This window comes from Enterobacter sp. UPMP2061, assembly GCF_053709615.1.
Map to the genome: position 1 here is coordinate 1,047,599 of NZ_JBSKJP010000001.1, position 19,685 is coordinate 1,067,283.

General features: G+C 54.2%; 20 protein-coding genes and 2 tRNA genes. 8 read left to right on the forward strand and 14 right to left on the reverse strand.

Annotated elements, in window-relative coordinates; translation table 11 throughout:
- Nucleotides 1-16: 16 nt before the first annotated feature.
- Nucleotides 17-1,612: an FAD-NAD(P)-binding protein gene (locus tag ACWKXX_RS05105; RefSeq protein ID WP_109937621.1), complete on the reverse strand. Its 1,596-nt coding sequence runs from the start codon at nucleotides 1,610-1,612 to the stop codon at nucleotides 17-19.
- Nucleotides 1,613-2,361: 749 nt separating this feature from the next.
- On the opposite strand from ACWKXX_RS05105, the gene ACWKXX_RS05110 reads away from it, so the two are divergent.
- From ACWKXX_RS05110 to ACWKXX_RS05120, 3 genes are all read left to right on the forward strand, one after another.
- Nucleotides 2,362-2,484 (forward strand): hypothetical protein, encoded by a 123-nt coding sequence (locus ACWKXX_RS05110; RefSeq protein ID WP_254909560.1) that lies wholly within the window; start codon nucleotides 2,362-2,364, stop codon nucleotides 2,482-2,484.
- 179 nt (nucleotides 2,485-2,663) lie between these two features.
- Nucleotides 2,664-2,864 carry a cell surface composition regulator GlgS gene (gene glgS / locus ACWKXX_RS05115; RefSeq protein ID WP_026080713.1) on the forward strand — a complete coding sequence of 67 codons (201 nt, stop codon included), beginning with the start codon at nucleotides 2,664-2,666 and terminating at the stop codon, nucleotides 2,862-2,864.
- A 172-nt stretch (nucleotides 2,865-3,036) separates the two neighbouring features.
- Nucleotides 3,037-3,507 (forward strand): Hsp20 family protein, encoded by a 471-nt coding sequence (locus ACWKXX_RS05120; protein WP_026080712.1) that lies wholly within the window; start codon nucleotides 3,037-3,039, stop codon nucleotides 3,505-3,507.
- Between the two features lie 179 nt (nucleotides 3,508-3,686).
- On the opposite strand, the gene ACWKXX_RS05125 is transcribed toward ACWKXX_RS05120, so the two are convergent.
- The 3 genes from ACWKXX_RS05125 to mdtK all read right to left on the reverse strand — a co-directional run bounded on the left by ACWKXX_RS05125 (nucleotide 3,687) and on the right by mdtK (nucleotide 5,371).
- Nucleotides 3,687-3,763 (reverse strand) — tRNA-Val (locus tag ACWKXX_RS05125).
- 4 nt (nucleotides 3,764-3,767) lie between these two features.
- A tRNA-Val gene (locus ACWKXX_RS05130) sits at nucleotides 3,768-3,844 on the reverse strand.
- A 153-nt stretch (nucleotides 3,845-3,997) separates the two neighbouring features.
- Nucleotides 3,998-5,371 (reverse strand): MdtK family multidrug efflux MATE transporter, encoded by a 1,374-nt coding sequence (gene mdtK, locus ACWKXX_RS05135; RefSeq protein ID WP_017384611.1) that lies wholly within the window; start codon nucleotides 5,369-5,371, stop codon nucleotides 3,998-4,000.
- Between the two features lie 225 nt (nucleotides 5,372-5,596).
- On the opposite strand from mdtK, the gene ACWKXX_RS05140 reads away from it, so the two are divergent.
- Entirely contained in the window at nucleotides 5,597-6,238 is a 642-nt protein-coding gene (locus tag ACWKXX_RS05140; protein WP_015570688.1) for a riboflavin synthase, read from the forward strand.
- A gap of 31 nt (nucleotides 6,239-6,269) precedes the next feature.
- On the opposite strand, the gene cfa is transcribed toward ACWKXX_RS05140, so the two are convergent.
- On the reverse strand, nucleotides 6,270-7,418 hold the full coding sequence (cfa, locus tag ACWKXX_RS05145; RefSeq protein ID WP_017384609.1) for a cyclopropane fatty acyl phospholipid synthase: 1,149 nt from the start codon (nucleotides 7,416-7,418) through the stop codon (nucleotides 6,270-6,272).
- Between the two features lie 298 nt (nucleotides 7,419-7,716).
- Nucleotides 7,717-8,916 (reverse strand): purine nucleoside transporter PunC, encoded by a 1,200-nt coding sequence (gene punC / locus ACWKXX_RS05150; protein ID WP_261666278.1) that lies wholly within the window; start codon nucleotides 8,914-8,916, stop codon nucleotides 7,717-7,719.
- 113 nt (nucleotides 8,917-9,029) lie between these two features.
- Between punC and punR the strand changes: the two genes are divergently transcribed.
- Nucleotides 9,030-9,941, forward strand: a complete 912-nt coding sequence (gene punR / locus ACWKXX_RS05155) for a DNA-binding transcriptional activator PunR (protein WP_003857638.1) — start codon at nucleotides 9,030-9,032, stop codon at nucleotides 9,939-9,941.
- Between the two features lie 17 nt (nucleotides 9,942-9,958).
- On the opposite strand, the gene purR is transcribed toward punR, so the two are convergent.
- Nucleotides 9,959-10,984, reverse strand: a complete 1,026-nt coding sequence (gene purR, locus ACWKXX_RS05160; RefSeq protein ID WP_003857634.1) for an HTH-type transcriptional repressor PurR — start codon at nucleotides 10,982-10,984, stop codon at nucleotides 9,959-9,961.
- A 297-nt stretch (nucleotides 10,985-11,281) separates the two neighbouring features.
- Between purR and cydH the strand changes: the two genes are divergently transcribed.
- Entirely contained in the window at nucleotides 11,282-11,371 is a 90-nt protein-coding gene (gene cydH / locus ACWKXX_RS05165) for a cytochrome bd-I oxidase subunit CydH (RefSeq protein WP_003857632.1), read from the forward strand.
- Nucleotides 11,372-11,532: 161 nt separating this feature from the next.
- Nucleotides 11,533-12,699 (forward strand): MFS transporter, encoded by a 1,167-nt coding sequence (locus ACWKXX_RS05170; protein ID WP_045329736.1) that lies wholly within the window; start codon nucleotides 11,533-11,535, stop codon nucleotides 12,697-12,699.
- A 37-nt stretch (nucleotides 12,700-12,736) separates the two neighbouring features.
- Here the strand turns inward: ACWKXX_RS05170 and sodB are convergent, their stop codons facing one another.
- Both sodB and ACWKXX_RS05180 read right to left on the reverse strand, forming a co-directional pair.
- Entirely contained in the window at nucleotides 12,737-13,318 is a 582-nt protein-coding gene (gene sodB, locus ACWKXX_RS05175) for a superoxide dismutase [Fe] (protein WP_023296387.1), read from the reverse strand.
- A gap of 122 nt (nucleotides 13,319-13,440) precedes the next feature.
- On the reverse strand, nucleotides 13,441-14,199 hold the full coding sequence (locus ACWKXX_RS05180; RefSeq protein ID WP_017384605.1) for a C40 family peptidase: 759 nt from the start codon (nucleotides 14,197-14,199) through the stop codon (nucleotides 13,441-13,443).
- Nucleotides 14,200-14,537: 338 nt separating this feature from the next.
- On the opposite strand from ACWKXX_RS05180, the gene grxD reads away from it, so the two are divergent.
- The gene (gene grxD, locus ACWKXX_RS05185) at nucleotides 14,538-14,885 is read left to right on the forward strand and encodes a monothiol glutaredoxin 4 (protein ID WP_003832760.1); all 348 of its coding nucleotides are present in this window, start codon (nucleotides 14,538-14,540) and stop codon (nucleotides 14,883-14,885) included.
- A 77-nt stretch (nucleotides 14,886-14,962) separates the two neighbouring features.
- Here grxD and rnt read toward each other — a convergent pair whose 3' ends face one another.
- From rnt to eptA, 5 genes are all read right to left on the reverse strand, one after another.
- A complete protein-coding gene (rnt, locus tag ACWKXX_RS05190) occupies nucleotides 14,963-15,622 on the reverse strand; it encodes a ribonuclease T (RefSeq protein ID WP_003857625.1) in 660 nt (219 codons plus the stop codon).
- 96 nt (nucleotides 15,623-15,718) lie between these two features.
- A complete protein-coding gene (gene gloA / locus ACWKXX_RS05195; RefSeq protein WP_003857623.1) occupies nucleotides 15,719-16,126 on the reverse strand; it encodes a lactoylglutathione lyase in 408 nt (135 codons plus the stop codon).
- 99 nt (nucleotides 16,127-16,225) lie between these two features.
- Nucleotides 16,226-17,323, reverse strand: coding sequence for an alkene reductase (gene nemA / locus ACWKXX_RS05200; RefSeq protein ID WP_017384603.1), 1,098 nt, complete (start codon nucleotides 17,321-17,323; stop codon nucleotides 16,226-16,228).
- A gap of 53 nt (nucleotides 17,324-17,376) precedes the next feature.
- On the reverse strand, nucleotides 17,377-17,976 hold the full coding sequence (locus tag ACWKXX_RS05205) for a TetR/AcrR family transcriptional regulator (RefSeq protein WP_017384602.1): 600 nt from the start codon (nucleotides 17,974-17,976) through the stop codon (nucleotides 17,377-17,379).
- 41 nt (nucleotides 17,977-18,017) lie between these two features.
- Nucleotides 18,018-19,643, reverse strand: a complete 1,626-nt coding sequence (gene eptA / locus ACWKXX_RS05210; protein WP_261666277.1) for a phosphoethanolamine transferase EptA — start codon at nucleotides 19,641-19,643, stop codon at nucleotides 18,018-18,020.
- Nucleotides 19,644-19,685 lie beyond the last annotated feature (42 nt).

Here is a 19,685-nt window from a genome sequence, read left to right on the forward strand (position 1 = left end):
GGGCAGGGAAGCTCTGTTAAAATTCCATGAATGGTAACTTCCTTCGCACGCCTGTCGCAGGTTTTCCAGCCGCTTTCGCCATCGCTTTACCAATTTCAGCGCACTCTGACAAACCCTGAACAAAGGGATGATCGTGCATCAGCCAGGGGATCGCCCCAAAAGCGATGCGCCCCCGCAGTGATGCAGGCGCCAGCAACGTATAGTCTTCCCCCACGTCCGGGACGTCATCGCCGGTTTCCGCAAGCTGTTTACGCAGGGTGGGGAAGGGAATGTCCTTGTTTCTGAGTGGCTTTTGCCCGCGCGCATCAATAAACACGTCGAAGCGGTAACGCTTTTCTGCCGTGGTGATGACGGTCTGATCGCTGCCGATATCCAGGTCGTAATTATCACCGAGTGCGACCACGCTAATGATCCCTGCCTCGCGCAGCGCCAGTAAACGGCGGATAGACTGCGGTGGAATGGCGGCATAATTATCGATAAACACACGCTCCAGCCCGGATTTAAACCGCTCTCTGTCACGCTCACTGAGTGAAGGGACGATGGCCTGAACCACTTCATGCAGACGAAGCACGGTATAGCGCCAGGCAACGGTGCGTTTTTCGCGCTTGTTGCGCTCCACTTCTTTCAGATTCGCTTCGGCCCAGGTGAAAGGGCCATGCTTTTTACGATCCTCAAACCAGACATCACGAAGCGTGTCGGCATTCAGCGTACCGAGCGATATCGCCTGGCACCAGCGCGGATCGGCCAGCTCGAGCTCTTTCACCATCAGCGCAAAGATGCGGTCAAGCAGCCCGTCCGGGCCTTTGGCGATTTCACTTTCCGCCACAGACTCCGTTAACACGGACAGCGGTTCATAAGGGATAGGGCAGTAAAAGTCGGCCTCCGGCAGAACGCCCGTGCGGGACATCAGCGTGATTTTTAGCCCTTCGCTGCCTTTATTGACAACGAACTGCTCCCCGCTAAACCGGCCATGCTGCATCACAACCGCCATTGCAGCGTCCAGCCCGCTGAGGGAAGTACCCATGATCCCCACCTCACAGGCTCGGATCTCCGCGTCCATCAGCCCTGACCATGGGCTTGGGAAATATGCGCGGGTGGTTTCATCTTCATCAGGCCAGACGTGGCCGGTGGCAACAACCGCAAGATCAAACCGCCTTGAGAAAGGGGCATCGTTCACTGAAAGGGCCACGCCGTCTGCATCAGCCTTAATATCCGTGACTTCTGCGTTGGGGTGCACCTCGACATGAAAGCCAGACTTTTTCGCCTCAGCAACGACGGCAAGAAACCGATCGTGAAAATATTCACCCAACAGAATACGCGGCAGGAATTGCCGGTCGTGCAGTTTCTCACTATCGACGTTATAGCGGGCAAGATGGGCCGCACTCTGCTGTTTGAGCCAGTCGAGATAGGTAATAAAAATGGGCGGAATTTCGATACTGGCGATGTTCGCCAGCATCAGCCGGGAATTATCCTCGTCGCTGTAGGGCATCCCGACACCGGGTTGGTCTGCCTTTTCGAACACGGTGATCGAAAGCGGTGCTGCGTTGTTAAGAAGTGAGTAAAAGGTATAAATCCCTGTTGGACCTGAGCCGATAATGGCGATTTTTTTCATCGAAAGCGTTCCTGCATTTCTGAACCATAAAATAAGCGTAGCAGGAGAAAGGTTAAATCATTCAATGAAGGAAAAAATTAAGACGTTTTGAAGAGGGGATGTTGCGCCCCTTCCTGAACTTATGGGAAGGTCAATTCAATTGACCCTGGCTGATTAGATATGATTCTGCCTGATTTCTGAAAGGAAAGACTGTTTGGTCCCAGGTTTAACGATTATCTGTATGTGATGGGGGTTAAAAAGTACGGTAACTTCGCCGGCGGGCTTGACCTGCACAGCGTCAGTGAGGAGAACCAGCTGATTTTATCAGGAGAATTCTCCATCTTACGGTCAGTGTACTTTTTAACATGCAGGCTGATGCCGCCCGTGGAAGACAGCCCTGCTCGGGCTCAAAAGATGGCATAGCACACTGTACATCGGATGGTCGTTTTGTCTGCAATGACGGAAGTCTGAGCCAGTCGAAGCGATTCTGTTCAGGTTATGGTGCCTCCGAACTGCCCCGGCAGGTAAAACCCTCCCCCTCCGCCAGGCAAGCGCAGACGAAAAAGAAAACAGCCGTGAAAGGCCAGGAGCAGCGTGTTGTAGAAAACAATGCGCAGTTCGATACACAACCGCGGCAACCTACATGCGCCCTTCTCTATATGGCCAACAAGCCCGGATTCACCCATTTACCCGTTTGTTCAGGAAATCAGTATTAATCCGCCAGTGTAAACGTTCTTTGTCTGTTATTCGAACTGATAAGACGCTTGCAGGTGGAAACCCACCTGAACGCGCTGGGCGACCTGTTACAGCGTCTGGCATTAAAGCATGCCGTTCGCACCTTCCGGCTACATGGCGAACTTACTGCATGGCTGGCGTTTATGTTTTCTGCATGATTGATAAAAGGGAGGGAAAATTATGACCAGGGCAGAAGAGTTTTGTCGTTCCTGAAATGTGAACACTGGCAGATGGATGCGCACGCATCGCTCAAAAAACGATCTTTTTCAGGCGGATACTGAGATCAGAAAAGCATATGACCTTGAACAGTAATCACAATGACTGGAGGGATATGCTAATGAAGCGACAAGATATTAACGCATTAAAGAATTTTGATTTTCTGGCACGCAGTTTTGCCCGTATGTACGCCCTGGGCCAGCCAGTTGATATCGATGCCGTGACCGGCAATATGAGTAATGAACAGCAGGCATGGTTCCGGGAGCGATATGACCACTACCGAAAGCAGGCTGAGCGGGCGAGAGTGATAGAACTGCGATGATGTAACGAATAACGGGCTTAACGGCCCGTTGCGTTTTTTAGGTTCCAGCTACATTTTGCAGGCTCCTGAGGTTGAAATATTGTGCGGTAACCTCATATAGAAAGCGGGTAAGGAATACCTGCCCGTAAGACATGAACTTTTTGAATATTCTTTTTTACTGTTCAGGAGGTACATGATGACTCTGAGAGCTTTTCCCATGTTGAACGATCTCTCCGACTCTCTGTTTGCGGACCGTTTTAACCGTATCGATCGCCTTTTTAGCCAGCTAACCGGCAGTACGCCGTTGCCCTCCACGCCTTCTTACAATATCCGGCGGGTGGGTGATAACCGCTATGAACTGACGCTGAGCGTGCCGGGCTGGAAAGAGAGCGAACTGGAAATTGAAACCGTTGGCGGTCAGCTGAATATCAGCGGTAAACGTGAAGAAGAGAAAACCGAAAACGGCGAAGAAGGGTGGATCCATCGGGGTATCAGCCGCAGCGATTTCCGGGCCAGCTATAGTCTGCCGGAGCATGTGAAAGTAACCGGCGCTTCGCTGGAAAACGGCTTGCTGGCGATTGAATTACACCAGGATATCCCGGAAGAAGAGAAACCGCAGCGCATCGCCATCAACAACAACCCGGCGATTGAACATAAGCCGTAATCATTGATTGACGTTGTTTTCACGCCCGGCAAACGCCGGGCGTTTTGCTAACCTGATGGGGCTTATGCCATTCCGCTCTTTCGCGGCACGCACGGGCTGGAGGTCACTTTCGATGTGCTTAAAAGGTTTGCTGCCTCTGCATGAGGCTGAACGGGAATGAAATGTGCGAGAAAACAGATTGGTGCGTCTGAATGGACTCGAACCATCGACCCCCACCATGTCAAGGTGGTGCTCTAACCAACTGAGCTACAGACGCAGAATGGTGCGTTCAATTGGACTCGAACCAACGACCCCCACCATGTCAAGGTGGTGCTCTAACCAACTGAGCTATGAACGCATTGTGTTGTCGGTGACAACGGGGACGAATATTAGCGGCACAGCCCCAAGGTGGCAAGAGGGAAAATACATTTTTCTCTCTGATTTCACGCGATTGCTTCATTACCGCGCAAAGTGAAGAGAAAGTAGCCGCCAGCCGGCGGCTACTGTGTCATTAACGTGCAGCGCGCTGCAAAATTACCGCAGACGGCTGACGTTGCAGGAAGCGCATACGCAGCATCATCATAATGGCCGCAGACGTTAAGCCGATGATAAAGCCCATCCAGAATCCGGCTGGCCCCATGCGATCCACCACCAGATCCGTGAGCGCCAGAATGTACCCGCACGGCAGACCCAGCACCCAGTAAGCGATAAAGGTGATGAAGAAGATGGAACGCGTATCTTTATACCCACGCAGCACGCCGCTGCCAATCACCTGGATGGAGTCAGAGATCTGATAAATGGCCGCCAGCAGCATCAGATGCGAGGCCAGGGTCACTACCTCCGGGTTGTCGTTATAGAGCAGGGCAATTTGCTCACGCAACAGCACGGTAAAGAGCGCGGTACAGACTGCCATGCAGACGCCGACGCCGAGGCCGGTGCGGGCTGCCGTTTGCGCGTCCAGCGTCGAGCCTTGCCCCAGACGGAAGCCCACGCGAATCGTCACCGCGGCAGCCAGGGACATCGGCAGGACGAACATCAAAGAGCTGAAGTTCAGGGCGATCTGGTGTCCTGCGACATCAATAATCCCTAACGGCGAGACCAGCAGGGCGACGACGGCAAACAGCGTCACTTCGAAGAACAGCGCCAGCGCAATGGGTAACCCCAGCTGAATGAGACGGGTCATGAGCGTCCAGTCAGGTGCGCTGAACGAGGTGTCGTTACGAATGTCACGCATGGATCGCGCATGTTTAATGTAGGTGAGCATACAGCCGAACATCACCCAGTACACCGCAGCCGTTGCCACGCCGCAGCCCACGCCGCCGAGTTCCGGCATGCCAAAATGACCGTAAATGAAGATATAGTTCACGGGAATGTTCACCAGCAAGCCGATAAAGCCCATCACCATGCCCGGCTTGGTTTTTGCCAGCCCTTCACACTGGTTACGTGCCACCTGGAAGAACAGATAGCCGGGCGCGCCCCAGAGCAGGGCACGCAGATAACCGACCGCCTTATCCGCCAGCGCCGGGTCGATATTATGCATGGCGCGAATAATATACCCGGCGTTCCACAGGACGATCATAATCAGGACGGAGACACCCCCGGCCAGCCAGAAGCCCTGGCGCACCTGATGGGCCACGCGGTCGCGTCGACCGGAGCCGTTAAGCTGCGCGATAACCGGCGTCAGCGCCAGCAGCAGGCCGTGACCAAAAAGAATGGCCGGAAGCCAGATTGAGGTTCCGATCGCCACGGCGGCCATATCGGTGGCGCTGTAACCACCGGCCATTACCGTATCCACAAATCCCATTGCGGTTTGGGCTACCTGCGCGACGATCACCGGTATGGCCAGTGCCAATAACTGACGCGCTTCGATCATATACTTCTGCACGTGAACACCTTTGTATTGTAGTTATTTGAGAGACTAAAAAGGCCGCCGTTACTGGCAGCAAGAAGAAAAAACAGAGGGATGCCAGCTATTGTAGCGGGGTTTAACTAATTATCTAGTGAAAAAATCGCCAGAAATTGCGCATCACTGGCAACCTGTTTTTTCAACTGTTATTGTGGTGGGATTATACGGTGTCATCGCCGTTCGGAATGAACAGGAGCTGTAAGCATGTTTACTGGTATTGTGCAGGGCACTGCCAAAGTGGTGTCCATTGATGAAAAACCGAATTTCCGCACTCACGTGGTTGAGCTGCCTGAATATATGCTCGACGGCATTGAAACCGGGGCGTCGATAGCGCATAACGGCTGCTGCCTGACGGTGACCGAAATTAACGGTAACCAGATTAGCTTTGATTTAATGAAAGAGACGCTGCGTATCACTAACCTGGGTGAACTGGTGGTGGGAGATATCGTCAACGTTGAACGCGCGGCGAAATTCAGCGATGAGATTGGCGGGCATCTGATGTCGGGCCATATTATGACCACCGCAGAAGTGGCGAAAATCGTGACCTCGGAAAATAACCGTCAAATCTGGTTTAAGGTGCAGGATCCGTCATTAATGAAATACATCCTTTATAAAGGATTTATTGGCATCGATGGGATTAGTCTGACCGTCGGTGAAGTGACGCCAACGCGTTTTTGCGTGCATTTAATTCCTGAAACGCTGCAACGTACTACGCTTGGCGCAAAAAAACTGGGGCAGCGCGTAAATATCGAAATTGATCCCCAGACCCAGGCGGTCGTGGATACCGTTGAGCGCGTACTGGCGGCGAAAGAGGCGGCGATAATTAAAACCATGGAAGAAGAATAAAAAATAACCCCGGTTAACCGGGGTTATTTTTTCAGCGAGCCACACGCAGACCGTGCTCAATCCCACGACTAAACACCACCTGCCAAAGCTGTATATCCCGCGCACGGAACGCGCCCGCACAGGCATTCAGATAATAGCTAAACATCCGTTTGAATCGTTCCGAATAGTTGTCGGCGATTTCAGGCCATGCAGCCTGGAAACGTTCATGCCAGGCCATCAGGGTGGTGTCGTAATCTGCGCCGAAGTTATGCCAGTCTTCCACAATAAAATGCGGTTCGCTGGCGTTCGCAATCTGGCGAACAGAGGGTAAACAGCCATTCGGGAAGATATATTTGTTGATCCAGGGATCCACATTGTTATCGGTGCGTTTAGAGCCGATGGTGTGTAGCAGGAAAATTCCCTCAGGCTTCAGGTTACGATCGGCGACCTCGAAGTAAGTCTTGTAGTTCTTCGGCCCCACGTGCTCGAACATACCTACGGAAACAATGCGATCGAACTGCTCGTTCAGGTCGCGGTAGTCCTGAAGCCGAATATCAACATCCAGACCCAGACAGCGTTCCTGCGCCATCTTCTGCTGTTCAGCGGAAATCGTGACGCCGACTACGCTGACGCCGTAATTTTTCGCCATAAACCAGGCAAGACCACCCCAGCCACAGCCGATGTCCAGCACACGCATACCGGGCTGTAACTGCAATTTATCGCAGATCAGTTGCAGCTTGTCCTGCTGCGCCTCTTCCAGGGTCGTCGCTTTTTTCCAGTATCCGCAGGAGTACTGCATTAAAGGATCGAGCATACGGCTGAACAGATCGTTGCCCAGGTCGTAATGCTCTTTACCGACGATCCACGCCCGTTTTTTACTTTGCAGATTGAACAGGCGGGCGGAGGCAATGCGTAAGGTATCTTTGAAATGACGAGGGAGCTGTTTTTCAAGACCGGCGCGTAATACGCTGGAGAAGAACATATCCAGCCGCTCACACTCCCACCAGCCGTCCATATAGCTTTCACCCAGCCCTAACGACCCCTCCTGTAACACGCGTTTGAAAAAATCGGGATGCTTTATCTGGGGATCGGAGGGGGATGAGCCATTAATCGTAATGCCCGCACGTCCCAATAGTTCGCTGACGATCCGGGACCAGTTATCGTCCGGAACGCTGACTTCTTCTATACACGATGAACTCATAGCTTCTCCATCACCTTGCTGTGATCAGAACCTTAAAACAGCGTAGACGCTTTTTTGGTTTGTGAGAAATCTCACGGTAAATGCCCGCGAGGCTAATATCCGACGTAGAACAGAGGAAGGGAGATAACCCTTGCCGAAATGCCTTCCATGGTAAAACGGGAGCGCTCCGGCTCCCGTTAACACTTAATATTTATCGTATTTAATCGAACCAAATTTAGTATAGGCCGCAAAATTTGGTGATTCAACAGAAAATTGTTAGCAACCTAATCACTGGTATTTAACATAGTTTCCCGCGCAATCAGGCGTGCGACGTTTCTGTCTGCGCGTTTTCACTCTGCTCGCGATGGGCTGAGGACTGCATGCGATAGCCCAAACCCGACAGCGCAACGGTGACCAGCATCACGCTGGTAGTGGTGAGCAGCGGGGTTGCAATCAACGCAGAGACCACGAGACTTGCCAGGAAGCACAGGCCAAGTTGCAGGGTATTTTGCAGCGCGGCAGCGCGGCCTGTCGCCTGCGGAAATGGACGCAACGCCTGGGCTACAACAATAGGGTAGATGGCCCCGTTAGCGATCGCCATGACGCAGAACGGAATCAAAATTTCTGCAAGCCCGGCGCCGGGAATAAAGCCGACAGCCCAGGTCGCAATCACGCTTAGCGCATACAAAACCAGCAGCCAGGGCAGCATCTGTTGGCCTCCCCATTTTTGCAGCGCGGCGCGACAGCCATAGCCACCCACCAGGAAGGCGATGGTCTGTGGTACATAGCTCAGGCCGATAGCCGCCGGGCTGTAGCCCATGTCATGCAGAATGAACGGCGAACCGGTTAGCCAGGCAAAGAAGCTGGCAGAGCAGGCAGCATAAATCAGCACGTTACCGCGATAGGCTTTCGACCGCAGTAAAGAGGTAAAGGTGATGGGCTTTGCGTCCGGATGCGTCTCTTTTTTATGCGCAGGTTTAAGCCCGAAAGCAGGCAGCATCAGGACCAGCGTAATAGCAAAGAGCGTGGCGAAAATGGCCTGCCAGTCGAAATGCGCCAGGATCCAGCTGCCCAGTAACGGGGCAAGCGCCGGCGACAGGCCGACCAGCGGCATAATAGTGGCGAATATGCGGTTAGTGCGCGAGGCGGGGTAGTAATCGGTCACCAGCGCCTGCCAGGTCACCGCTGCGGCGCAGACACCGACCGCCTGAATAAAGCGCAGCGCCAGCAGCCAGGCGGCATCGCGGACCCACAGCATGCCCAGACAGCCTACGGCAAAAATCGCCAGACCCAACAACAGGACGGGCTTACGGCCGAAACGATCCGAGAGCGGCCCCCACAGCAATTGCGCAAAAGCAAAGCCGGCGAGGAACAAACTTAAACTGGCGCTGATGGCGGCGGCAGGGGTTTGCAAATCTTCCTGCATCGCGGCGAACGCGGGCAGATACATATCGGTCGCCAAAAAGCCCAGCACGCTTAAGCCGCCGAGCCAGACTAAAAATCCTTTCCTGGGTTGCACTGTTTTTTCTCCTGAGGAGGCAGGTGTACGTTGGCGCAGAGTGTAGGGAGTGTAAAGCGGCTTGTGAAACGCTAATATTTGGCGGGTGCATTCAAAAATTTTGCAGGCTAAATATGTGGTCAGATTATTCCCTTGAAGTGGTTGATGCCGTGGCGCGTAACGGCAGCTTTACCGGTGCCGCCCAGGAGCTGCATCGCGTTCCCTCGGCTATCAGCTATACGGTGCGCCAGCTGGAAGCGTGGCTGGCGGTGCCGCTGTTCGAGCGGCGTCATCGCGACGTGGAGCTCACGCCTGCCGGAGCGTGGTTTTTGAAGGAAGGGCGGTCTGTTATCAAAAAAATGCAGATCACCCGTGAGCAGTGCCAGCAGATCGCCAACGGCTGGCGCGGGCATCTCGCTATCGCGGTGGATAACATCGTTAAGCCGGAGCGGACCCGGCAGATGATCGTCGATTTCTATCGTCATTTTTCCGACGTCGAACTGCGTGTTTCGCAGGAAGTGTTCAACGGCGTCTGGGATGCGCTGGCGGACGGCAGGGCGGAGATGGCGATTGGTGCAACCCAGGCGATCCCGGTTGGGGGGCGCTACGCGTTTCGCGACATGGGCATGCTGAGCTGGACCTGCGTGGTCGCGCGCGATCACCCGCTGGCGGCGCTGGAAGGTCCGCTGAGCGATGACACCTTACGCAACTGGCCCTCGCTGGTGCTGGAAGATACCTCCCGCTCGCTGCCCAAGCGCATTACCTGGCTGCTGGATAATCAGCGCCGCGTGGTCGCACCGGACTGGGAGTCGTCAGCCACCTGTCTGAGCGCGGGGCTGTGCGTTGGCATGGTGCCGGTGCATTTTGCGCGCCCGCGCATCGACGCGGGAGAGTGGGTGGCCTTGACGCTGGAAAACCCCTTCCCGGATGCCGCGTGCTGTCTGACGTGGCAGCAAAACGACGTCTCGCCCGCCATGGCCTGGCTGCTGGATTATCTGGGCGACAGCGAAACGCTGAACCGGGAGTGGTTGCGGGAACCAGCATAGCTGGCCCCGTAATGAGATTAACGACGGTAGTCGCGGAACGGACCGTCCGCAACGGAACGGCGTTCAATCAGGCGCGGGTGAACTTCAATGGACTGGGACTGTTCACGCTTGTTGACGATCCTGTCCAGCAGCATGTTGAAGGCCGTTTCACCCAGCGAATCTTTCGGCTGGTGAATGGTGGTCAGCGCCGGGGTAAAGAAGCGGGCGTTGCGCACGTTGTCATAGCCGATCACCGAGATATCCTGCGGGACGCGCAGGCCGAGTTCATCCGCCGCGCAGAGCGCGCCCATCGCCATGATGTCGCCGCCGCAGAACACCGCGGTAGGGCGATGCGGCTGGGAGACGATCTGCTGCATGGCGCGATAGCCCGACTCCGGCTCGAAGTCGCCCTGAACAATCCAGTTTTCCGGCACGGTGATCAGCGCCTCTTCCATCGCTTTCATGAAACCGGCCAGACGGCCAGCTCCGGTGTTACGCTCCAGCGGACCCGGGATCACGCCAATTTCACGATGACCGCGTTCTACCAGATAACGCCCCGCCATGTAGCCGCCTTCAAAGGCGTTATCAATAACGGAGTCGGTAAAGTCTGCGCGCGCTTCGCCCCAGTCCATGACCACCATCGGAATGTGGCGATACTCTTCCAGCATAGAAAGGACCGACTCGGGGTATTCAGAACACATTACCAGCAGGCCGTCGACGCGCTTTTGCGCCATCATTGACAGGTAAGCGCGCTGTTTTTCAATGTTGTTCCACGCGTTGCCCAGAATCAGGGTATAGCCTTTCTGGAAGCAGTTTTTTTCAACGGCTTCGATGATTTCAGCAAAGTAGGCCGCTTCACTGCTGGTGGCCAGCAGACCAATCGATTTGGTGTGATTAACCTTCAAGCTGCGGGCGACCGCACTTGGCGAGTAGTGCAGCTCTTTGATTGCCGCCCAGACGGCATTACGCGTCTCTTCAGCGACGAAACGCGTTTTGTTAATAACATGTGATACGGTTGTAGTGGAAACGTTTGCGCGTTTTGCTACGTCTTTAATTGTTGCCATTAAATGTCACTCCAGACCATATCCTAAGCTCCTGAAAAAATTGAAGGTAAACGTTTGCCTTCTCTCACCCTTATCACGCAAACATGAGTTGCGACACGCCGGGAAAACGACACAGGACGTCAGGAGGGGGTCAGTGGCCGGTACGCTAATAAATTTAGCGTGGAATTTTGTCCTATCTTGATGAAAAGGGGAAGAGGTAAAGTGGATATCCGCTTAAATCCTGGAAGATTTTTGACCTGAACTGTGTAAAAATGAGCAAGCTCACTTTTCGTAGGGTGAATAAAAGGAGAAAAATTGATGAGTACCGATCTGAAGTTTTCGCTGTTTACCACCATTGTTGTTCTTGCCCTGATTGTTGCGGGTGGTTTAACCGCTGCGCTGCACTGATTCAGGAGGGGGGAGAACCTTCTCCCTCTCTTGCCGCTATTGTTACCTCTCCGGCAAAAATCTTTTGCCAAAATGTTAACTTCTCATTTTTTGTGATTGATGTCATGCTTTTGACTTCTTAGTTCTGTGCCGGGTTATGGCACGGTATCCGGAGTCTCTTCATGAAAATCAATTTTCCCCTGCTGGCCCTGGCGATTGGCGCCTTTGGGATTGGCACCACTGAATTCTCCCCGATGGGGTTATTGCCTGTTATCGCCCGGGGTGTGGACGTCTCAATTCCTGCGGCCGGTATGTTAATTAGCGCCTACGCGATTGGCGTGATGGTGGGCGCGCCGCTGATGACGCTGCTGCTTTCCCACCGCGCTCGCCGCAATGCGCTGATTTTCCTGATGGCGATTTTCACTCTCGGAAATGTGCTTTCCGCGATTTCGCCCGATTACACCACTCTGATGCTTTCGCGCATTCTGACCAGCCTCAACCATGGCGCCTTCTTCGGACTGGGCTCGGTTGTTGCCGCCAGCGTGGTGCCAAAACATAAGCAGGCCAGCGCGGTAGCCACTATGTTCATGGGCCTCACCATCGCTAATATCGGCGGCGTTCCCGCTGCCACCTGGCTGGGAGAGGCCATCGGCTGGCGTATGTCTTTCCTCGCAACCGCCGGACTGGGCGTGGTCGCGATGGTTGCGCTGTTCTTCTCACTGCCGAAAGGAAGTGCGGGAGAACGTCCGGAAGTACGTAAAGAGCTGGCGGTGCTGATGCGTCCTCAGGTGTTGTCCGCGCTGCTTACCACGGTACTGGGGGCCGGGGCGATGTTTACGCTCTACACCTATATCTCCCCGGTGCTGCACGACATTACCCACGCAACGCCACTCTTTGTTACCGCGATGCTGGTGCTGATTGGTGTCGGGTTCTCGATTGGCAACTATCTTGGTGGGAAATTTGCCGACCGCTCCGTCAGTGGAACACTGAAAGGTTTTTTAACGCTGCTGATTGTCATCATGGTGGCGATTCCGTGGCTGGCGCGTAACGAAGTGGGTGCCGCGATTGCCATGGTGGTGTGGGGCGCCGCAACCTTTGCCGTGGTGCCACCGTTGCAGATGCGCGTAATGCGCGTTGCGCACGAAGCGCCGGGGCTCTCTTCGTCGGTGAATATCGGTGCGTTTAACCTGGGCAATGCGCTGGGGGCCGCAGCGGGCGGGGCGGTGATCTCAGGTGGTTTGGGTTACAGCTTTGTGCCGGTGATGGGGGCGATCATTGCTGCACTCGGCCTGCTGCTGGTGATTATGTCTGGTCGTAAACAGCCTGAAGCGGTGTGTACGGCGGAATAAACAAAAACGCAGAAGGGCTGCCCCTTCTGCGTGTCTCTTACGCGGCGAAGTTCTTCGCAACAAATTCCCAGTTAACCAGTGCCCAGAAGTGTTCCAGGTAGTTCGGGCGCGCATTACGGTAATCAATGTAATAGGCGTGTTCCCATACGTCCACGGTCATCAGCGGCGTGGCGCTGGTGGTCAGAGGGGTACCCGCATTAGAAGTGGAAACGATAGCCAGTTTGCCATCAGCCTCTTTTACCAGCCAGGTCCAGCCGGAGCCAAAGTTTTTAACGGCTGCGTCAGTAAACTTCGTTTTAAAATCCGCGAAACTGCCGAACGCGGCGTTAATCGCTGCCGCCAGCTCACCGGTAGGTTCTCCGCCTGCATTGGGGGCCAGGCAGTGCCAGTAGAAGGTGTGGTTCCACACCTGTGCGGCGTTGTTGAATACGCCGCCGTCTGAACTGCGCACGATCTCTTCCAGCGTTTTGCCTTCAAAATCGGTGCCCTTGATCAGATTGTTCAGGTTGGTGACATAGGTCTGGTGATGCTTGCCGTAATGGTACTCCAGGGTTTCCGCGGAAATGTGCGGGGCCAGGGCGTCTTTTGCATACGGTAGTGCAGGTAATTCGAACGACATTGCTTCTCTCCTTATAGTTTTATACGTTGCCAATAACCCTACAGACAACAAGGACAGAATAGCAAATTGAAAGGGTATGCAAAAGAGGAACTTACCCTGCCATGGAGGCGGCAGGGCAGGGTTTAGCGAATGGTTTTTGGCGTCATCACGCGGCGCGCACCCACATAGTGGCGCACCCAATAATCTTCGCTGAGAGAGGTGATCTGAATGTCCTGACCGCTGCGCGGTGACTGGATAAATTTACCGTTACCCACATACACCCCAACGTGATCGGCCGTACCGCGTCCCTGGGTGCGGAAGAACACCAGGTCGCCATTTTGCAGTTCGCCACGGTTTACAGGCGCGGCGTCGCGCAGATGGTACATCTCATTGGCGGTGCGTGGAATGCGAAACTTCACCAGATCTTTATAGGCATAATAAACCAGCCCACTACAGTCAAAACCGGTGCGCGGAGAGGTGCCACCCCAGCGATACGGTTTACCTATTTGCCCCATCAGTTTGTTCATCGCCGTTTTTTGCGCTTTCTGCATACGCGCTTTATGCACGTCAGCCAGCTTCGTCACTTTTGCGCATTTCGTTTTATGGCCTTTGCGCACGGTGCATTTTTCATTCACCAGGCTGGCGGTCGTGCGGGTGGTTTTGTGCGTGCCGGAACGGAGAGTTTTGGGTTTACTGGAGGCGGTCTTTTTGGTCTGAGCGGTGGTTTTCTTCTTTACTGTTTTACTGGTGGTTTTTTTCTTACGTTCTGTGGTTTTTGCCAGATGCGATTTTTGTACAGCAGAATGCCGCGCCTGTTCAGAGGCGTTCGCCGCTGGCGTAAATGAGAGTGTGGTAAACAGTAAAGCACAGAGCGTCATCGAGATTTTAGTTATCCGCGCCACTGGGCAGTCCCCTGATAAATGCAGGCCACAATGCATACCCGCGTGAGATTTACAAAACCTGTCGATTCTAATCCATAAAATCAGAAGAAGTTAATAGCATTTTTCATTCAAAAATTATGTTTCGTTAGCAAGTGCAAAAAAATTCACCATTCTGACGCACTCCTGTTCGTTCCTTAAGCAAAACCGCATCGCGTCTGGGGATAAACGACATTAGCAATGCAACTTTATGCGATAAGCGATAAAATAATTAGACGTGACAAAAATGTTATTTTCCGATGTCGGCCTGACCCGCTACAATGTCAGACTGATGCCGTAACAGAAGTTAAAGGAAGCAAGACATGAGCACCACTATTGAAAAAATTCAGCGCCAGATCGCTGAAAACCCGATTCTCCTGTACATGAAAGGTTCTCCGAAGCTGCCAAGCTGCGGCTTCTCCGCGCAAGCGGTTCAGGCGCTGTCCGCCTGTGGTGAGCGTTTTGCTTACGTTGATATCCTGCAAAACCCGGACATTCGCGCTGAACTGCCAAAATACGCCAACTGGCCGACCTTCCCACAGCTGTGGGTTGATGGTGAACTGGTCGGCGGATGCGACATCCTGATTGAAATGTATCAGCGCGGCGAACTGCAACAGCTGATCAAAGAGACTGCGGCGAAGTATAAAACCGAAGAGCCGGACGCAGAGTAAGTTTTCTGCGGATATAAAAAAGCGACCACATTATGTTGGTCGCTTTTTTTTGCCTGTGGGGCTGTTGATTACCCAACCTACGATTGAAGATCGGCCTCGTCGCCCATCGGCAGCGGCCAGCCGCCGAGACGTTTCCAGCGGTTGACGATCTCACAGAACAGCTCCGCCGTACGCTCGGTGTCGTATAACGCGGAATGCGCCTGGGTGCCGTCAAACGCAATACCCGCCGTGATGCAGGCTTTAGAGAGCACGGTTTGCCCCAGCGCCAGGCCGCTCAGCGCGGCGGTGTCGAAGGTCACAAACGGATGGAATGGATTACGCTTGAGCGAGGCACGCTCGGCGGCAGCCATAGTGAAGCTGTGATCAAAGGTGGCATTGTGGGCCACCATGATGGCGCGGCTACAGTCATTCTCTTTCATGCCTTTGCGCACCATTTTGAAAATGGCGTGCAGCGCCTCGTATTCGCTTACCGCCCCGCGCAGCGGGTTTGTCGGATCGATACCGTTAAAGGCCAGCGCCTCTGGCTGTAAGTTTGCCCCTTCAAAGGGTTCAACGTGGAAATGCAGCGTGGTGTCCGGTACAAGCCAGCCCTGTTCATCCATCTTCAGCGTGATGGCGGCAATCTCAAGCAGCGCATCGGTTTTAGCGTTAAATCCGGCTGTTTCTACATCAATGACAACGGGATAAAAACCACGAAAACGGTCGCACAGACCGGTAAATTGAGCGTTATCGGACATCAGGGTCTCTTACAAGGGGGAAAAAGCAGTGCGCATTATGGCAAATTTTGAGAGGGGATGCAGCAAAACAACGGGCGCATAGTGCGCCCTGCGGGATCAATTGCCCAGACCGCGACCAGCGTCTTTGGCTTCGATCAGTTCGATTTTATAACCGTCCGGATCTTCCACAAACGCAATTACGGTGGTACCGCCTTTAACCGGACCGGCTTCACGGGTGACGTTACCGCCATTGCTGCGGATACGTTCGCAGGCTTCGGCGGCGTTATCCACTTCCAGCGCGATGTGGCCGTAAGCCGTACCCAGCTCGTAGCTGTCCACGCCCCAGTTGTAGGTCAGCTCGATGACCGCTTCATCAGATTCCGGGCCGTAACCGACAAACGCCAGGGAGTATTTATATTCCGGATTTTCGCTGGTGCGCAGCAGCTTCATGCCCAGAACGTTAGTGTAGAAATCGATGGAACGTTGCAGGTCGCCAACGCGCAGCATGGTGTGAAGTAGGCGCATAATTTCCTCATTAACCAGTGGAATGGATTATCTTTTTGAACAGAAACGATGTTTTAGTATAGCGGCGAAAGGTCGCCGCTATCAATGTACAAAGCGGGATTACAGTGAAGGGTAGTCGGTATAACCTTCCGCGCCGCCGCCATAGAAGCTTTCAGGACGCTGCGGGTTCAGTTCGGCTTTTTTCTGCAAACGGGCAACCAGATCCGGGTTAGCAATGTAGTCACGGCCAAAGGCCACGGCGTCGATCAGGCCTTTACCTATCAAATCCTCGGCTTTCTCTGCCGTATACGCACCCGCCCCGATAATCACGCCGTGGAAGCGCTCGCGCACTTTCTGACGGAAGGCTTCACTGTAAGGCTTGCCACCTGCCCAGTCCGGCTCGGACATGTGCAGATAGGCGATACCGCGTTTCGCCAGCTCTTCAATCAGATACAGCGCGTCTGCTTCTTCGTTCGGACCGTTGTCGACGTTCTGGAAAGTACCGATCGGGGAGACACGAATACCAATGCGGTCTGCGCTCCACTCATTACAGACAGCATCCACCACTTCAAGCACCAGACGCGCGCGGTTTTCAACGCTGCCGCCGTACTGGTCGGTACGCTGGTTGGAAGACGGGGACAGGAACTGATGCAGCAGGTAACCGTGCGCAGAGTGAAGCTCAACCAGGTCGAAGCCCGCTTCACGGGCGTTGGCGACGGCCTGACGGAAATCATTCACAATACCCGGGAGCTCGTCCAGCTCCAGCGCGCGTGGCGTGGTGGTGTCGACGCGGATCGCATTACCGTTTTCATCGCGCAGGGAAGTGCGGGTATTGGCGTTCAGGGCAGAGGCCGAAACCGGCGCCTGACCGCCAGGCTGGATGCTGCTGTGTGAGATACGACCGGTGTGCCACAGCTGAACGGCAATACGACCATCTTCAGCATGCACGCCTGCGGTGATTTTTTTCCACGCGGCGATCTGTTCCGGGCTGTGCAGACCCGGCGCACCGGCGTAGCCTTTTGCTTGGGCAGAAATCTGCGTGGCTTCGGAAATAATCAGGCCCGCGCTGGCGCGCTGACGGTAATACTCACCCATCAATGGCGTTGGGATATCGCCCGGCTCGATGCTGCGCAGACGGGTAAGTGGGGCCATAAACACGCGGTTTGGGGCAGTAACGGCACCCACTTTCAGTGGGGTAAACAGCTTTTCAGCGGACATAACGGCTCCTGAGTAGACCAGTCGACTAGTAAAAGGGGAAATAAAAACGCCGGCTACACGCCAGGCGCGGTAATACAGTTTTTCACATGCGCCAGCGCGCTTTCGAGCGGCACGGCGCTGCGAGACATTTTTGCTTGCAGGTTGGCGCCTAACCAGAGGGAATAGAGCACCTGTGCCTGCGTGAGCGGATCGCCGGAGAAGGAGAGCGTTTTTTCATTGCGCCCGCTCTCCAGCGCCTGAGCCAGCAGGGCAATCACGCCGCTGGCTCCTTTATCCATGGCGGTGCGCATATCTTCGGAGAGATCGCACACTTCGGCAGACAGTTTTACCGTCAGGCAGCCGCTGATGATGCCCTGCTGACAGAACTGCGTCAGCGTTTCCTGATAGTAGTTCAGAACACGATCCCGGTAGTCACCTTCACCGCTGGCGAAGTGGGTTGCCAGGCGCTGATGGTAGCTGGCGTAGTGCCGCTCCAGCATGGCAACGCCGAACGCCTCTTTGGATCGAAAATAGTGATAAAACGATCCCTTAGGTACTTCAGCGGTTTTTAACAACTCGCTCAGCCCCATACCGGTAAACCCGCGATGCATGCAAAGGCGCTCGCCGGTAGCCAGCAAATGTTCTCGTGTATCGTGTTCAGTGTGTCTGCTCATGCCCTTACTCTAATAGACCGTTCGGTCTAATGCAAGCCCGCTTAGCGACGACATTGCGACAGAATATCCAGCTGCGGTTGATAAACCGCTGATTTCACGTCCATCATGCCCAGAACGGTGGCGAATAAATTGTCCTGTGAAACCGCCTCTTTTGCGGCATGGTCACGCAGGCAATCCGTGTTTACGCCGAAGTTTTTCGCATAATCCGGGGAGAGCCAGAACATAAACGGAATATGCGTTTGCTGCTCTGGGGCCAGCATATACGGCGTACCGTGCAGGTAAATTCCGCTTTCGCCCAGCGATTCACCGTGATCGGAGAGGTAAATGAGCGCCGTGTTCATGTTGGCCTGCCGGGCTTTCAGCGCGTCGATGGTTCGGCTGACCACGCTGTCGGTATACAAAATCGAGTTGTCATAGGTATTGATCAGCGACTGATGATCGCAATCCTGAATTTCATTGGTATCGCAGGTTGGGGTGAACTTGCGAAAGCTGTCCGGATAACGGTTGTAGTAGGCCGGACCGTGGCTGCCCATCAGATGAATAACCAGAACCGTATCCTGCTTTATTCCATCCAGTACGTTGTCCAGACGGTAGAGGTTGACGTCGTCGATACAGGATTTGTCCTTACAGAACTGATCCAGTTTCCACTGGGTCATGTCCGTGTGCGGCACGCGGTCGCAGGCGCCTTTACACCCGCCGTCGTTGTCGCGCCACAGCAGGTTGAAACCGGCATGGTTAAGTACATCGAGCAGACCTTCCTGGTGATGGGCGAGGTCCGCGTCATATTTTTTCCGCGTCATGCCGGAGAACATGCAGGGGACGGAAACGGCGGTTTCCGTGCCACAGGAGGAGGCCTGGGGGAAGTTGATGACATCCTGCTTTTTCAGCTCGGGGTTGGTTTCACGCGGGTAACCATTTAACGAGTAGTTTGCGGCGCGGGAGGCTTCGCCCACCACCACAATCAGCACGGTTTTCTTGCGTTGGCTGGAAATCAGCGCGCCTTTATGAGCATCCTCGCCAATGCGGACCAGCGTCTGGTCGCCGGCAAACCAGCGCATTTTGCTGTATTTCACCACGGCGCTCACGTAATTCGCCGGGGTAACCATTTTGACGATGCTTTTGTTATTGCGGAACAGAGAAGCATAGTCTTTATAAAACACCGCCGCGACCAGGATGATCACCAGCAGCGCGCCCAGCATAGCGGCGACACGCGTCAGGAGGGCATACCACCATTTTCCGGTGCGAATGCGCGTCAGGGCTAAAATAATCGATGGAACCAGACCCGCAACGACCAGCCACAGGATCATCTGCGGCGTCACCAGGGCAGTCGCTTCCTGGGAATTAGTTTCGAACACGTTCACAATCATGTTCTGATCGATAACCGTGCCATAGGTATACATAAACCAGGTTGCGGCGGCGCATCCCAGGGTCAGGACAATCATGAGCGGCTTGCGAACAAAGGGAATATTCAGCAGGCTGAAGACAATCACCCAGCCGCAGAACAGTACCAGCGGCACGCTGGCAGCAAACAGGACATCGTGCAGATGCGCAGGCGCAATGATTGACCAGCTGCGCTGGATAAACAGTGCATTCAGTACGGTGAAGAAAAGTGCACAGCCCAGAGTAAATTTTATATCGTTACAGTGTAAATTTTTAGTGAACCACATGATGAACAGACCATTCGTTATATCAATGCGGCGAGTATAAGA